General features: G+C 49.4%; 12 protein-coding genes. 4 read left to right on the top strand and 8 right to left on the bottom strand.

The features are described from left to right. Positions 1–58: 58 nt before the first annotated feature. Entirely contained in the window at positions 59–1,927 is a 1,869-nt protein-coding gene (locus tag PG728_RS02370; RefSeq protein WP_270625569.1) for an RNA polymerase sigma factor, read from the bottom strand. Positions 1,928–2,062: 135 nt separating this feature from the next. Between PG728_RS02370 and PG728_RS02365 the strand changes: the two genes are divergently transcribed. Further along, positions 2,063–3,133 carry a polyprenyl synthetase family protein gene (locus tag PG728_RS02365; RefSeq protein ID WP_072509395.1) on the top strand — a complete coding sequence of 357 codons (1,071 nt, stop codon included), beginning with the start codon at positions 2,063–2,065 and terminating at the stop codon, positions 3,131–3,133. 2 nt (positions 3,134–3,135) lie between these two features. Here the strand turns inward: PG728_RS02365 and PG728_RS02360 are convergent, their stop codons facing one another. Then, the gene (locus PG728_RS02360) at positions 3,136–3,477 is read right to left on the bottom strand and encodes an Rv2175c family DNA-binding protein (RefSeq protein ID WP_072509394.1); all 342 of its coding nucleotides are present in this window, start codon (positions 3,475–3,477) and stop codon (positions 3,136–3,138) included. Between the two features lie 85 nt (positions 3,478–3,562). Between PG728_RS02360 and PG728_RS02355 the strand changes: the two genes are divergently transcribed. Continuing rightward, positions 3,563–5,788: a Stk1 family PASTA domain-containing Ser/Thr kinase gene (locus PG728_RS02355; RefSeq protein ID WP_270625566.1), complete on the top strand. Its 2,226-nt coding sequence runs from the start codon at positions 3,563–3,565 to the stop codon at positions 5,786–5,788. A 111-nt stretch (positions 5,789–5,899) separates the two neighbouring features. Here the strand turns inward: PG728_RS02355 and PG728_RS02350 are convergent, their stop codons facing one another. From PG728_RS02350 to PG728_RS02340, 3 genes are all read right to left on the bottom strand, one after another. Further along, complete coding sequence (locus tag PG728_RS02350) at positions 5,900–7,309, bottom strand: class II 3-deoxy-7-phosphoheptulonate synthase (protein WP_270625564.1); 1,410 nt, start codon at positions 7,307–7,309, stop codon at positions 5,900–5,902. A 180-nt stretch (positions 7,310–7,489) separates the two neighbouring features. Continuing rightward, the gene (locus tag PG728_RS02345) at positions 7,490–8,701 is read right to left on the bottom strand and encodes a pyrophosphate--fructose-6-phosphate 1-phosphotransferase (protein WP_270625563.1); all 1,212 of its coding nucleotides are present in this window, start codon (positions 8,699–8,701) and stop codon (positions 7,490–7,492) included. 248 nt (positions 8,702–8,949) lie between these two features. Further along, entirely contained in the window at positions 8,950–9,786 is an 837-nt protein-coding gene (locus PG728_RS02340) for a lysophospholipid acyltransferase family protein (RefSeq protein ID WP_270625562.1), read from the bottom strand. Positions 9,787–9,846: 60 nt separating this feature from the next. Here PG728_RS02340 and PG728_RS02335 point away from each other — a divergent pair, with 60 nt between their 5' ends. After that, positions 9,847–10,248, top strand: coding sequence for a hypothetical protein (locus PG728_RS02335; protein WP_270625561.1), 402 nt, complete (start codon positions 9,847–9,849; stop codon positions 10,246–10,248). Positions 10,249–10,316: 68 nt separating this feature from the next. Here PG728_RS02335 and PG728_RS02330 read toward each other — a convergent pair whose 3' ends face one another. Next, a complete protein-coding gene (locus PG728_RS02330) occupies positions 10,317–10,706 on the bottom strand; it encodes a response regulator (RefSeq protein ID WP_270625560.1) in 390 nt (129 codons plus the stop codon). Between the two features lie 255 nt (positions 10,707–10,961). On the opposite strand from PG728_RS02330, the gene PG728_RS02325 reads away from it, so the two are divergent. Next, the gene (locus tag PG728_RS02325) at positions 10,962–11,588 is read left to right on the top strand and encodes a superoxide dismutase (RefSeq protein WP_270625559.1); all 627 of its coding nucleotides are present in this window, start codon (positions 10,962–10,964) and stop codon (positions 11,586–11,588) included. 585 nt (positions 11,589–12,173) lie between these two features. On the opposite strand, the gene PG728_RS02320 is transcribed toward PG728_RS02325, so the two are convergent. Together PG728_RS02320 and PG728_RS02315 are read right to left on the bottom strand one after the other, a co-directional pair. After that, positions 12,174–13,163, bottom strand: coding sequence for a HaeIII family restriction endonuclease (locus PG728_RS02320; protein WP_270625558.1), 990 nt, complete (start codon positions 13,161–13,163; stop codon positions 12,174–12,176). A gap of 10 nt (positions 13,164–13,173) precedes the next feature. After that, positions 13,174–14,109 (bottom strand): DNA cytosine methyltransferase, encoded by a 936-nt coding sequence (locus PG728_RS02315; protein WP_270625557.1) that lies wholly within the window; start codon positions 14,107–14,109, stop codon positions 13,174–13,176. Between the last annotated feature and the right edge of the window lie 931 nt (positions 14,110–15,040).

The following is a 15,040-nucleotide window of genomic DNA, read 5'->3' as shown; positions in this document are numbered from 1 at the left end:
TAACTCGGCGTCCTAGCTTTTCGCTAGGACGCCGAAACGATAAAAGCGTGGTGATACGCTAGTCTAGATAGTCGCGCAGCACTTGACTGCGGGAGGGATGTCGCAGCTTAGACATGGTTTTCGACTCAATCTGGCGGATGCGTTCGCGAGTTACCCCGTAAACTTTGCCAATCTCATCCAAAGTCTTTGCCTGTCCATCACCTAAACCGAAACGCATCGACACTACCCCAGCTTCGCGCTCGGAAAGCGTGTCCAGGACGTGTCGCAGCTGCTCCTGTAACAAGGTGAAGCTGACTGCATCGGCAGGTACTACTGCCTCGGAGTCCTCAATCAAATCCCCGAATTCGCTGTCGCCGTCCTCGCCCAGCGGAGTATGCAAAGAAATTGGTTCGCGACCATACTTTTGCACCTCTACCACTTTTTCAGGAGTCATATCTAGCTCTTTAGCCAGTTCCTCCGGAGTAGGTTCGCGCCCTAAATCCTGCAACATTTGTCGCTGCACCCTGGCCAACTTGTTGATAACTTCCACCATGTGAACAGGAATACGAATAGTGCGCGCCTGGTCAGCCATAGCGCGAGTAATCGCCTGCCGAATCCACCAAGTAGCGTAGGTAGAAAACTTATATCCCTTGGTGTAATCGAACTTTTCTACTGCTCGAATCAGACCCAGATTACCCTCTTGGATTAGATCCAAGAACAACATTCCCCGACCGGTGTAACGTTTCGCCAGCGAAACCACCAGCCGCAGATTAGCTTCTAACAGATGATTCTTGGCGTGTTGCCCATCTATTGACAAGGAATGCAAATCGCGACGCATCTTGGAAGTCAGGTTATCTGATTCCGTCTCTAGCTTGTGGTCAGCGTAAAGACCGGCTTCAATCCGGCGAGCCAAATCGACTTCTTCGGCAGCGTTAAGCAAGGCTACTTTGCCAATCTGTTTTAGGTAGTCCTTGACCGGATCGGCGGTAGCCCCCGCCACCGTGACCCGCTGTGCCGGTTCATCGGTTTCATCAGAATCAGAAACCGTGAACGAATTGCCTTTCTTTTGCCCCTTGGCATTAGCTTTTGCCTGGGCAATCGCCTTGTTCAATCCGTCGAGAGCATTGCCGGGAGCAGTGTCGGCTTCTTCTTCCTCGTCGTCCTCCGGTTCGCGATCTTCACCGTGCAGGTCATCATCATCGTCATTATCGTCCTCATCGAGGTCGAATTCGACATCAATGTCAATGTCCTCGTCTTCTTCAGCGGTTAAATCGTGTTCTTCAGGTTCACCCGCCCCCTCGTCCTCAGCGAGTGGCGCTTCTAGCAGCTCTTTTTCTTCCTCGGCTGGCAAGACCGCTGCTTCTTTTTTCTTGGCACTGGTTTGCTTGCTATTGGTTTTCTTTGAAGCTGCCTTCTTCGTTACCGGTTTCTTCGCAGTTGTTTTCTTCGCTGAGGTAGTTTTTTTGGAAGTAGTTTTCTTTTGCGACTTGGTTGCGGTTTCTTTCCCCTCGGTCTTTTCTACCTTTGCATTGGCGGAGCTGGCTTTCTTAGCGGTAGTTTTCTTGGAGGCAGTTTTCTTTGCAGCTGTGGAACTCTTAGAAGCGCTTGCCGTAGTCTTAGCAGTACTTTTAGCAGCTGTTTTTTTCTGCGCAGTAGTTTTCTTCCCCGAACTTGCTTTCTTTGCGGCTGGCTTTACAGCAGTAGACTTAGCTTTAGTCTTGCTGGCGGCTACAGAGGCAGAGGTAGCTTTTGTCTTTGCCGCTGCCTTAGTGCCAGTTACTTTTTTCTTGGTAGCAGTTTTACTGGCTGTCTTTGTAGACTTGTCTGCCGATTTTACTGCACTTTTAGCGCTCTTTGTAGCAGTAGTTTCCTTGGTAGCGCCCTTGGTAGCGTTCGCTTTAGCGGAACTATTAGCGCTAGATTCAGATTGAGCAGGTTTAGGAGTCACAGCGACCTTTCCTGATTTCTAAACGATTTCACAGAGAATGCTCAATAATTATAATTCAATACCACACTTTCTAGCACAAATCTAGAGATTATTTCGCGGCTAGAGGAGAGAAAAACGGGAACGGAGTAGCAACTAATGCCAAACAACCAGGATTTTTCCACCCAGATAGAGGAATTATTGCCCAAAGCCTGGAAAGAAGGAATCCAGCCTTGGCGTAACTTAGAGGGAATAGAAGAACTATTCGAAGTGGGTCTAGCCTCTCTTCGTGGCGGAAAACGTACCCGCGCGCGACTCGCCCAAACTGGATTCGCTGCTATCAGCGGCGGCCAAGCCACTCCCCCTAGGGGGGTCTACGACCTGGCGATAGCGTTAGAAATTTACCAGGCTAGCGCCCTCGTACATGACGACATTATTGACAATGCGCCACTCAGGCGGGGAAAAGACGCTACCCATATTAGTTTCACTAAAAATCACCAGGCGGGAAACCGGCAGGGAAACAGCACAGAATACGGAAAAATGGCAGGAATTCTCCTCGGGGATGTACTGCTAGCAGTAGCCGATTACTACGCTTTTAACGTAGCGAGCACCCTGGAAACCGGATATGAATTCTTCACAAACTGGACCGAAATGACCCGGGAAGTTGGGGTCGGTCAATACCTAGATTTACGCCTAGAAACCGATAACCTTGACCCCGCCACCGCGCTAGAGCAGATTCTAACCGTTATTCGTCACAAGTCAGGGCGCTACTCGGTGGCTCACCCTTTAACCTTGGGGGCTCGCCTAGCAAATGCCAGCGATAGCCAGTTGAAAACCCTATTTGCAATTGGAGAATACTGGGGCATTGCTTTCCAACTATGTGACGATGAACTGGGAGTATTCGGCAACCCCAGACAAACAGGTAAACCGGCAGGGGGCGATTTAACCGAGGGGAAGAAAACCGTTCTGTGGTCACTAGCTAGACAGATGCTATCTGAAAACGCCCTCGAAAAACTCCAACAAGTCTTTGCCAATCGCGCCGCCACTAGCGAACAGATTCAAGAACTCACCCAAGCCTTAAACGAACAGGGGGTACGTGATAAGCATCGTGAGTTGATTAATGAATATGCGATGCGCGGAAATGCTCTGGTAGAAAACGGAAATTTCAATCAGAGCGGACGCGAGGCGCTATTAGAACTTGGACGTTTGCTGGTAGAACGCAAATCTTAGCCCTATAGAGCCTGCATGGCTGCTACTGCGTTCACGGTGCTGTGAGTGCCGACCCGCAATAAATCAAGCGGTCGCTGCCCATCTAACAATGGCTGCGGTGACAGTACCCACTCGGTTGCCTCTTGGGTAGAAAAACCTCCATCCAGCAAGGTGAGCATAGTTCCCGGTAAACGCTCCACTAAGGTCCACCCCTCGGGAGTATCCAGTAAACAATCAGCTACGATTTGCAGTTTCCCCTGCGAATCGGGCAAAGCTAATAGGCGATGCTCATTTAATAGGCGATGGGCACGAGTAACCTTTATGCCCAGCCGCTCAGCTGCTTCCTTAAAACTAATCATATCCATACTCCCACCCTATCTGAGGGGGGCAAGCCGCGTCCTATCCGCGCCGTTTACCGCCAATCCTCTTTTCTCCCTTTAAGATGAAAATATGAGAATCGAAACGGACGATACCGGGCACTCTCGCTCCAACCCGCAGGATTCGCATAGCGCAAATATGCCGTCAAAAAGTACAGATAATGCCGCTCAAGCGAATCCTCAGGTTTCACCGCCCGCACCCCAGCCAACTGAGCTGGGACAGATTCCTTCCGAAAACCAAAGTGCCCCAGATAACGACCAAATGCTAAAACGGCTGATTGATGGAAGATACCGGATAGTAAAAGTTATCGACACCGGGGGCATGGCCAGTGTTTACCGTGCTCACGATGAACGTTTAGGGCGAGATGTGGCGTTAAAAATAATGCACCCTCACCTGGCTAACACCACTTCCCTAGTTGAACGTTTCGAGGCAGAAGCGCGCTCAGCTGCCCGCCTAATGCACCCAGAAATTGTGCAAATTTTTGATCAGGGGATTTGGCGACGACGCCCCTACCTAGTGATGGAATTTGTAAACGGCCCTAACTTGCGGCAGGTGCTCACGCGGGAAGGAACATTATCTTTAGGACGAGCTTTAGAGATTACCGCCCAAGTTCTGGCAGCGTTGCAAGCCGCCCACAGTATGCAGATTATTCACCGGGACATTAAACCCGAAAACATTCTGCTTACCCCTAGCGGGCAGGTCAAGGTGGCAGACTTTGGTTTAGCACACGCCGTTAATCAAGCAACTGGCAACACTACCGGCTCGGTTATGGGGACTGTGAACTATCTGGCTCCCGAACTGATTTCACAAACCAGTTCCGATGCGCGCTGCGACGTATATTCTGCTGGAATTATGCTTTATGAGCTCATCAGCGGGATAGCTCCTTTTCAAAGCGATACCGCGATTCGGACTGCTTGGCGGCATGTAAGCGAGGACGTACCACCTCTTTCCGATTTACTTCCCTGGATTCCTAGCGAAGTAGACGACCTAATCGCGGCGCTTACCGCCCGGAACGTCAGTGAGCGTCCCGCCGATGCCTCACTCGCGTTAGAGCTGGTGCAAGCAGTATCTAGCTGCCTTAGCCCTCAGCTTAAAGAACGTAAAGCAAAGCGTCCTGAAAACCCGAGCACAGAGAGCGAAACAGAACACACTCCCCTAGGAAAGGGCGGTACCGCACTTCTCCCGGTTTTCCATCTGTCAGAGCCCGAAATACCCGCCGCCCCTACCCGTCCTTCTAACCCCGCCTCTAACGGGGAAACCGGTTCTTCCGCGCAGCCGGTTCAACCGACATCACGACCAGCTAAGTCAAGCGGGAACCATAACCCCGCCCAGGCTATTACTAAAGCAAAGGCGAACGGACAGAGTTTTAATAAAGCCGCTACCACAGAGCAACCGCGCCGTTCTAAAGGTAAAAAACGCTGGATATGGGCACTGGTTATCTCCCTACTTTTAGTGAGCAGCGGGGCAATAGCTGGCTGGTATTTCACTTTCGGACCAGGCGGAACAGTAACCGTGCCTAACATACAGGGCAAAACCGCTACTCAAGCCGAATCGCTGCTAACTAAGGCGCAGTTAAAAGTAAAAACGGTGCGCGAATATTCCGATACTGTAAGCCAGGATAAGGCAACCCGAACTAACCCCAAAGCAGGATCCAAAGCCCGGAAGAACTCGCTAGTAACTCTATATATTTCTCGCGGGATTGAATATGTAAAAGTTCCTGAACTGGCAGGTAAAGACCATGAACAGGCGGTAGACTTACTGAAAGAAGCGAAGTTAAAGCTAGCGGAAAAGGTTGAAGAATACTCGGACGAGGTAGAAAAAGGGACAATAATTTCTACCGACCCCACTGCTGGCACTTCCTTACGGCACGATTCACCGGTGAAACTGACAGTTTCAAAAGGTAAAGAACCAATCAAATTGCCGGATTTATCCGGTAAGAACGAGGCAGAAGCCACCAAGATTCTCGCTGATTTGAAAGTACAGATGGAAAAGAGCACCGAGTATTCCGATTCCGTGGCGCGAGGAAAGGTTATCGCCCAAGAACCGGCAGCAGAAAGCACCGTTTACCATGGGGATAAAGTCAAAGTACGGATTTCTTTAGGACCAGAAATGGTGACAGTACCTAATGTGTCGTCACTGAGTATGAGTGAAGCGAAACAAAAGCTAGAATCACTAGGTTTCCAGGTAAAAATCCGAAAGGAACTGTTAGGGATATCCCCTAATCGTGTCTATTCCCAATCCCCATCCGGGGGAACGAAACTAAAATCAGGCTCTACAGTTACTTTAACTTACGTATAGCCACGATTATTTTAGAGGACGCAAAACGGCTAAGGACGCAGCTTAGCTTGCGCGGTAACGCCTATTTTGGGAAACCCAACTGGGGGTGGCGAGTACTCTAAGGCGAATCCCTTAGACTGAATATCCCCACGGCTCTAGCGGGCGGCGTAAAGGATTACCTAAAGTGTCGTGGCGTTCCTGCAACATTTCCGCCACTTGGAAAGCCAATTCCAGGGACTGCTGATGATTAAGCCGAGGATCTACCCGGGTCTCGTATCGGGTTTTCAAAGATTCCTCAGTTACCTGTTCACTGCCCCCAATTACCTCGGTAACATCATCCCCGGTCAGCTCGACGTGTATGCCTCCCGGGATAGTGTTAGCCGCCGCATGAGCAGCAAAAAAGCTCGCGACTTCCTCTAATATGCGTTCAAAACTGCGGGTCTTGTACCCGGAAGATGATTGCATAGTATTGCCATGCATCGGGTCACACATCCAGGTTACCGGACGTCCGTCCCGTTTCTGTGCCTCTAATAGCGCGGGTAGAGAGGTTTGAAGTTCGCGCGCCCCCATGCGGGTAATGAAAGATAAACGCCCCGGCTCCGCTTTAGGGTTAAGCTTGTCTTGCAGGCGCGCCAAATCATCTGGGTTGGCATCTGGACCGACTTTCACCCCCAAAGGATTGGAAACCTGCGATAGTTGTTCAACGTGAGCCCCATCTAACTGGCGGGTACGCTCCCCTATCCAAAGGAAATGTGCCGATGTATCATATAGATTCCCTGTACGGGAATCTACCCTGGTCATGGCTTGTTCATATTCGAGAAGTAGCGACTCGTGGGCACTGTAAAAATCTACGGTACGTAGCTCCGCTGAGCTGACTCCCGCCGCATCCATAAAAGAAATCGCGCGGTCAATATCGCAGGCTAAAGCATCGAAACGTTTATAGGCCGGGTTGGAAGTAAAACCTCGATTCCATTCGTGTACTCGATGCAAATCGGCATAACCACCTTGGGTAAAGGCACGGATCAGGTTCAGGGTAGTCCCCGAACGGGTGTAGGTATCTAGCAGTCTAGATGGATTGGGGGTGCGGGATTCCAAAGTAAACTCGAAAGAATTAACTGCATCTCCCCGGTAAGAAGGCAAAGTTACCCCATCGCGGGTTTCGGTATCGCTAGAGCGAGGCTTAGCGTATTGACCAGCCATTCTACCCATTTTTATAATCGGTAGGGACGCTCCGTAGGTTAGGACAATCGCCATCTGCAAAATGGTTTGGATTTTGAGCCGCACCCGATTAGCAGTTGATTCCGCGAAAGTTTCAGCACAGTCCCCGCCGGTCAAAGCAAAGGCTCGTCCTTGGCTAGCTTCCCCTAACAGTTTCTTTAGGGAGTCCACTTCCCCGGCGAACACTAAGGGAGGACGAGTACGCAAATCTGCCAGCTTATCTTGCAGTTCTCCCTGGTCAGGATAAGTGGGCTGTTGTTGCGCCGGGCATTTACGCCAAGAATTTAAGGCTTTAAGGGTTTTATCGTCCACAAAACCAACCATACTGAGTTTTATTTCTAAGGACGGAAAAGTCCGCCGAATGAAATGCGCAGCAAGGAGCTATACATCATCCCATTTTATAAATCTGCTGATAAATGCGAATATCCCTGATTGAGGGGCGCTAAAAAGTTTTTGGGGCTCGCCGCTGTTGCGGCGAGCCCCAAAATAGCAATGCTTCCTGACTTATGCCGGACGAACTTCCTGTCCGATTTCAGACATCATTTCTTTGAACCAGTCGGTTTCAATATCAAAGGCTTTTCCACCTTTAACCCGAGCAAAATCAATAGAGGAGAGCAAATCCCCATTTTCTTCATCATGCCCAATCAAACCGGCTTTACCGGCAAAAGCGCATTCCACTGCATAATCGGTCATAGATTTAATCAAACGCAGATCTTCTTCACCAGCCGCTGAAGCCCGAGAGAAGTATCCAGACTTTTGTACCATAACTTTCTCAGCACCGATACGTGCCGCAAACTGTTTGGCAAACCACTGTCCGGGGTTGATTTTATCTAGCTGCACATGACCAAAGGGATCCCGCGGAACTGTTTCTCCAGCTTCCTCCAGTTGCTCGACAATCTCGCTGACCCCAGCTCCTTCGGAGAGGAAAATATTAACATTACCCACCTCATCCATAACTTTCTTGAGCCGGTCAGCTTCGACCTCGATATCAATATGTGCCTCAGGAACAAAAATGGCGTGAATTTCACGGGATTCGCGAGACAAACCCAAAGAAGGAACCCATTGTTTTTGATCAAGCAGTTTCCGGTAAGAACGAGCGGTAGCAGCCGTTAAATAGCCACAGTTACGTCCCATAACCTCATGGATAATCAGTTCTCGAGGATTAGACTGACATTCGCCAATTATGTGTTCAGCATAAAGAGCGCCACTATCGGCCGCGGTCCATGCCCCCAGGGATTGACGAACCGGAACAATATCATTATCAATAGTCTTGGGCAGCCCAACTACAGTTAGCTCATAGTCGTGTTCATGCAGATAATGGGCAAGATCAGCGGCGGTCGTGTTAGTGTCATCTCCACCGATAGTGTGCAGGACATCAACCCCGTCCTCTACCAGGCGATTAGCCGCAACCTGTAGAGGATCATCTGATTCTTTAACTAATCCCCTTGCTACCAAGTCCTTTTTATTGGTTAGTTTCACCCGCGAGTTACCAATCGAGGATCCGCCAAATTTATGCAGCAAACCAGCATTTTCACGTGCCTGTTGATCTACAACGTAATAGTTCTTTGACAATAGCCCATGATAACCATGCTTGTAGGCAATAATTTCAACTTCAGGAGCCAGTTCGGTATAACGTTCAATCAACCCGCCAACCGCAGATGATAGACAGGGCGCAAATCCGCCAGCAGTAAGCAGTGCCACACGTTTAATGGTCATAAGTCCTCCAAAAGAATTGTTTGGCCAGTTTTGGCCCCGACGAGTATTAGTCTAATCGATAAGGCGCAGCTGACTCCACGAAGCTAAAATCCGTCCTTGTAGAGAAAGAACGATAAGCCCATTATCAGTGGTACTCCTAGTTTCGCCCCAGAAATCACCGCCAAAGATTTACTACCTAGGTGACCAACTCGCTAGATTTTCTCGAAGATTCTCCCGAGACAAACAGCTAGATTTGCAAATTCTTCGCTCTATTCATCTACCTGTGTATTTTTGGGGTTTTCTGTAGGCTCGCTTTCAGCAGCATTCTCTGCTGGAGGTTCGGGAATCTCTACTTCAGGGGCTTTTCGTCCTCCGGGAGCCACTACTTTCCTTTCGGAAGTCACGGGTGCGTCCTCGTCCGCATCCTCCTTGCTAGCCAGCGCTTTTTTCACGTCAGCCGCATACAAATCTACATATTCTTGCCCCGACAGGCTCATTAAGGAATACATGATTTCGTCGGTTATTGCGCGTAAAACGTAGCGGTCATCTTCCATCCCCTGATAGCGAGAGAAATCCAAGGGATCGCCAATAACCACTCCAATGCGGTGCAGACGCGGAATCTTGGTCCCTATCGGCTGAGCAATGTTCGTACCAATCATCGCCACCGGAATAACTGGCGCTCCGGAGCGGAGAGCCAGCCGCGCAACCCCGGTTTTACCACGGTACAGCCGCCCGTCCGGGCTGCGAGTTCCCTCGGGGTAGATACCAAACAGTTCGCCAGATTGCAGACGCGCTAGACCTTTTTGCAGAGCTGCCTGGGATTTCTTCCCCCCAGAACGATCAATCGGAATCGTGCCCACGCGGGTCATAAACCATTTCACAAAAGCACCTTTAAAGCCTTTTCCGGTGAAATAGTCGGCTTTCCCTACGAAAACAACTTCCCGCTCTATCATCAGCGGTAAGAAGAATGAGTCAATCACCGCTAGATGATTGGAAGCTAAAATCGCCGGTCCAGTACCGGGAATCTTTTCCGCCCCCTTAATCCAGGGACGGTAAAGGACTTTCAGGACTGGCCCTAGAAATATTTTCAGCATCCGATATAACACGTAAGCTTCCTTCCCGACCAGGTTATGACCAATCAAAAAAGACCGGCTAAACTAGCGACTATGAAACTCCCCAAGATGTGGGGGGCGCATCGCCGCCGCAACCCAAGTCAACGTCGCGTAGATGATGAATTTTTGGATATTACCTCTAGATTAGATGATAGCGACATTTTCGCGCTCGGGCCGCGAGATTACGAATTAGCGGAGCCAAATGATGGTTTTGAACCCCCTATCCTTCCCCCTAATCCCCGCCCGCGCATTGCAGTGCGGACCCTGGTAATCACAATAGCCCTGCTTATCGCCTGGATTGCCACCTATATCGCCGGTTTTAATCTGCCTGGGTGGGTGCATATTCTGGGTTTTGTCGATTTGATGCTTTTTTGTGGTCTATTGCTTTATCTGCGCCCTAGAGGACGCAGCGCCCTTACCAATAAATGGAGCGATGACGATGGAGCGCGGGTTTAGTCAGCAAAGCGAGATTTCAGTAAGGTGTTATTCTCGCTGAGGTCATTACTGACTATGGTCTTTGCTGACTATCGCAGCAGTTCGTAGAGGGCGGTTTGTAATTTTATCGGGGTCAGAGGGCGCTCCACAGCTTTAGCGGCTCCCGACCAGCCAACTAGCCACTCATCTTGGGGGCGAGCAGTGAGGATTACGATGGGGGGAAGATTTTCTTCTTCTCTGGTTAGAGATTTTGCCAGAGAAGTACCGGAAATTTTTGTGGCCTCCCCATCTAGAATCAGCAGGTCATAGTGATGATGATGTACTTTATCTTGCGTGATAGTAGCAGTGGCAGCCTCATCCCAGGTTATTTCCGGCATATCTGATGCCACTTTGATTCCGACCGAGTTGATTACCTGCTGCCGTATTTCCCGATCATCACTGTAGATTAGGATTTCTAAGCTCTTTTCGTCTTCCGCCATTTTCTTCCTCAGCTCATTTTTTCAAGGACTTTTGGCTCTCATTGTAACTGACTATTGTCTACATTCGATGTCTGCAAGCTAGATTTTTAGTCTTCTTAGGAAGTTGTTAGTTTTATTCTCACAGCAAACACATCTCTGCCTGCCCTGATAGCGTTTTGTCCTGCGAGAGTGGGACTTTTCGCCTACAGTAGATAGAAAGCGCCTCTGCCTTGAGGGAGGTTCAGGCGATTGAAACCACTATTGGAGGATATTTAGATGCAAAAGTACACGCTCCCAGAACTGCCCTATGATTACAGCGCGCTAGAGCCACATATTTCTGGCAAAATAATGGAGCTTCATCACGATAAGCACCATAACACCTATGTTAATGGCGCAAATACTGCTCTAGAAAAACTAGAGGCGGCTCGGGAAGCTGACGATTTGGCAGCCATCAACCAGTTCTCGAAAGATTTGGCGTTTAATCTTGGCGGACACACTAACCACTCGGTTTTCTGGACCAATATGGGACCTGACGGTGGCGGGGAGCCAGAGGGCGAATTGGCAGCGGCTATAGCCGAAAACTTTGGATCATTTGCGGCATTTAAGAAGCATTTCTCTACCGCCGCCACCGGACTTCAAGGTTCGGGTTGGGCGGTTCTGGCTTGGGATTCTATTTCTTCACGCCTAGTTATTTTCCAGCTCTTCGACCAGCAAGGTAATGTTCCGGTGGGGATTACTCCACTGCTCATGCTGGATATGTGGGAACACGCTTTTTATCTGGATTACCTAAATGTTAAAGCCGACTATGTGAAGGCCTGGTGGAATGTGGTGAATTGGGAAAACGTTGCTGCCCGGTTCGCCAACGCGGAAAAGAACTTCAATTCCCTAATCAATCTGCCCTAACAGCCGTTTCACTAACTAATAAAAGACACGCCTGACTGAGCGTGTGGACGAATTTTACCTCGCGCCCCGAAATCCGGAAAACGCTCTGGCATTTTCACGGATTTAGTGCCTTAAGAATTACAGATTTTTAGATTTGTTACCGGGTATCCGATTTTAGGGAGTCTTGGTGGCTAGGGTGTCTACCCTTCGGCATAAATTCGTCCACACGCTCTATCTGTATTGTTGCACCTTTCTAGCAAGCGTGAGGGAGCGATTTCCCCTCCCACCCAAGAATTCGGGAAGAGCGAGGGCGCTTCCCGAATTCTTATGCCTACCACACCCACTCGGGAAAAACCGCTCCCCCAGGTGTTTATCTGTTCCCGGATAAGTGAAAAGCGGGGGAAAAGATTTATCCGAGTCGGCTAGGCGGGCATAAATCTAAAAAGGCAACGCCTTTTTAGATTTTGGGCAGGAGGAAAAACTTTTTCCCGCGCCGCAGCCTAGACAAGGAAAACCCTTTCCCCAGGTATTTATCCGTTCCCCCACCAGGGTAAAGCGGGGAAACGACAGGATTATTTTCTAAGTCGTTAAACTGCCCTTAGGGCATTATTTCCATGCAATAGTCTGTGCAAACAACTTAGAAGGAAATGAAATTAGCTGAACATCAAATTTTAAGGAAGGTTCGATTCTAGAGCTAGCATTATGCAAGCGCATAGATATTTCCCACCCCTCATCACAAACAACATGAATGGTGTTGTTTGATTCTTTACCATTAGTTTCCTTAAAACCTATATGGTAAAAGCGTTTCGGTAACTTCAAAACCGGAACTCTGGTAATCGGTTTCTGTTCTTTAGAAGCCTTATTTAAAGTTCCCGCTATATTGATAGCCTCAACGCGAGTTACTCGCCTTGGGTCATCGGTGATCACCTTATAAAAGTCATGACGCCCGATAAGATACCTGATTAGCATTTCCGGCACGTCACCATGCGAATTGTTCAACCTGGAAAGTTCATCCATAAAGGACTGCAAGATAGGTCGGTAATAATCTCCGGCTTTATCTGGAAGATTAGCCCATTTGGCAGGAGTGCCTATTTCCTTACCGCTGTCACGCATTTCTCTAAGCTCTTGAAACTTAGGCGTAACCTCAGAGAAATATATTTGCGAACACGGATGATTGAACCATTCAGAACCGAAATCAATACTATCTGACAGGCGGCTATGCTTAACGGCATGATGATTATGCTTGCAGGACAGCCCAAACTGCCAAGAACTTCCTCGCCGAATACACATTACATCCCGTACATCCCCCGCAATACCGGCAGCATCCGATTGTAACGACAACACAAGTGGACTATCTCCATCTGGGTACTGCAAGCGTGGTTCCAAGGGTTCGATTACCCTAATAGCCGCTTGTGCGGCATCCATCAGATTACTTTGTTTAACAGCTGAAACTTCGAAACAGTGCTGAGCTGTATGCAATTGTGGTGTTATCTCTAAAACAACGTCCTGCAAATCATCGTATTTGTCGTAAAGCGCTTTAATACAGGCATATTCAAAGGCTTTACCTAACCGAGTCTGACTGCCTTCTTTTACCATTTTTCCCCTTTTAGATAACCATTTCCAGGGAGTTACGAACTTGGATTGCAACCTGTTCAGCAAGATTGCAGGGAACCGCGTTGCCAATCTGTTTATATATGCTTGTCAGGTTGCCGCTGAAGACCATGTCCCGTGGAAAAGTTTGAATCGCTGCCGCTTCTTGCCAGCTCAGTCTCCGCGTTAGTCCTTCACCGAACCGCCAGCTGTCCTTGCCTACCTTAACCATGTCAGGAGACCCCGGCCACAGCGTCACTTGCTTCGCCATTGCCGGAATCGTGTAACTGACCTCATCCCATCCTCGTTTGCGATTACGGGACATATAGCGACTGGAATACGGAGCTTGGCATACGTCCTCGTCTTCGGGCAAGGGGATTGGGGCTAAAGCTTCCCGCAGCGTTACGATATTTGATTGCGGGGCTGGGAAACTAAAATCATCAATTCCCAGGTCTTTGCGAAAACCGACGATAATAACTCGTTCTCTGTCCTCTGGAACCGAGTAGTGCTTTGCGTTCAACAATTGATAGCGAACGTCATAACCACAGCTAGAGAACTCTTGAACGATAGCATCCATTATTTCTCCCCCAGCCATCGTGAGTAGACCTTTTACATTCTCTCCAACAAACACCAGGGGACGTTTTGCTTTAACAATGCGAACATAATGCTTATATAAAGAGTTTCGAGAATCATCTAACTTACGCGGTCCGGAAAGAGAGAATCCTTGGCAGGGAAAGCCCCCTAGGATAATGTCTGTATCGGGAATGGTGTGTTCAGAAATCGTACCTATATCCCCGCAAACTACCTCACTTGTGCTCCAACGCCGAAAAGTCTCGCACGCATCCGAATTAAAATCATTTGCCCAAATAGTTTTGAAACCGACACGCTCGAATCCGATATCCAATCCGCCTGCACCGCAGAACAGACTCGCCTGTGTCATTTGTTTCGCCATTTTACCTCCTCACCAACCTCAGCAGTAGATACACCTATCAACATTACATCTTTCAGGTATGCAACCAGCCAATCACGCCCACCAGGGCAACATTTCCACTTTCCCGATTTCAGGCATGCGCGCCGTTTTCACCCTCCGCAGACAAAACACCCTCCCAATACCGGCAAAACACCCCAATTACGACCACAATTCCCATCTCGGGAGGGCGCAACCGCACCGGGAGGGCGAAAACGTCACCAAAAAGGGACGCGCTCGATGAGAGAAGTGGAAGCACTAACAAGAAAAGCGGGAACGGTTTCATGTCGAGGGGTAGGATTTCAGAACATCAAGGGGCACGGCGGGTAAATATGAGGAAGTAATGACAGGAAAAGCAGGAGGAAAGTTTCATCCAGGCAGATGCGGTGTGCGGCCGGCGAGAGAAACGGAAGCACTGACAAGAAGAGCGGGGGAAAGTTTAATCCGAGTAGGTGCGGTGGGCATAAGAATTTGGAAAACGCCGCAACGTTTTCCAAATTACTTGGGCAGGAGGACAAATTTTCCCCCGCACCCACAGTTTTCAGACACGTAACCAGGCAACCACGCCCGCCTGAGGAGCGCTTTGACCCTCCCAAGACAAAACCACCCTCCCAATCCGGGCAAAATGACCAATAAATAGGCTCTACCGCCCAATCGGGAGGGTCATAACGTCTCTGGAGGGTGATTTTGCCAAACTCCACCAGCAGTTTTAATCAATCTCCCAACCATTCCACCCTCCACAGGCAAAATCACCCTCCCGATTGCAGCAGTACGCGCCGTTTCCGCCCTCCCGAGACAAAACCACCCTCCCAATCCCGGCAAAACACCCCAATTACGACCACAATTCCCATCTTCGGAGGGCGCAACCGCACCGGGAGGGTCAAAACGTCAGCAAAAAGGGCGCGGCGGGTAAATA

Origin of the sequence: Varibaculum timonense (assembly GCF_027694345.1) — a bacterium.
GTDB lineage: Bacteria > Actinomycetota > Actinomycetes > Actinomycetales > Actinomycetaceae > Varibaculum > Varibaculum timonense_A.
Note: the sequence above shows the minus strand (reverse complement) of the source record. Positions and strands in the feature narration are given on the sequence as shown.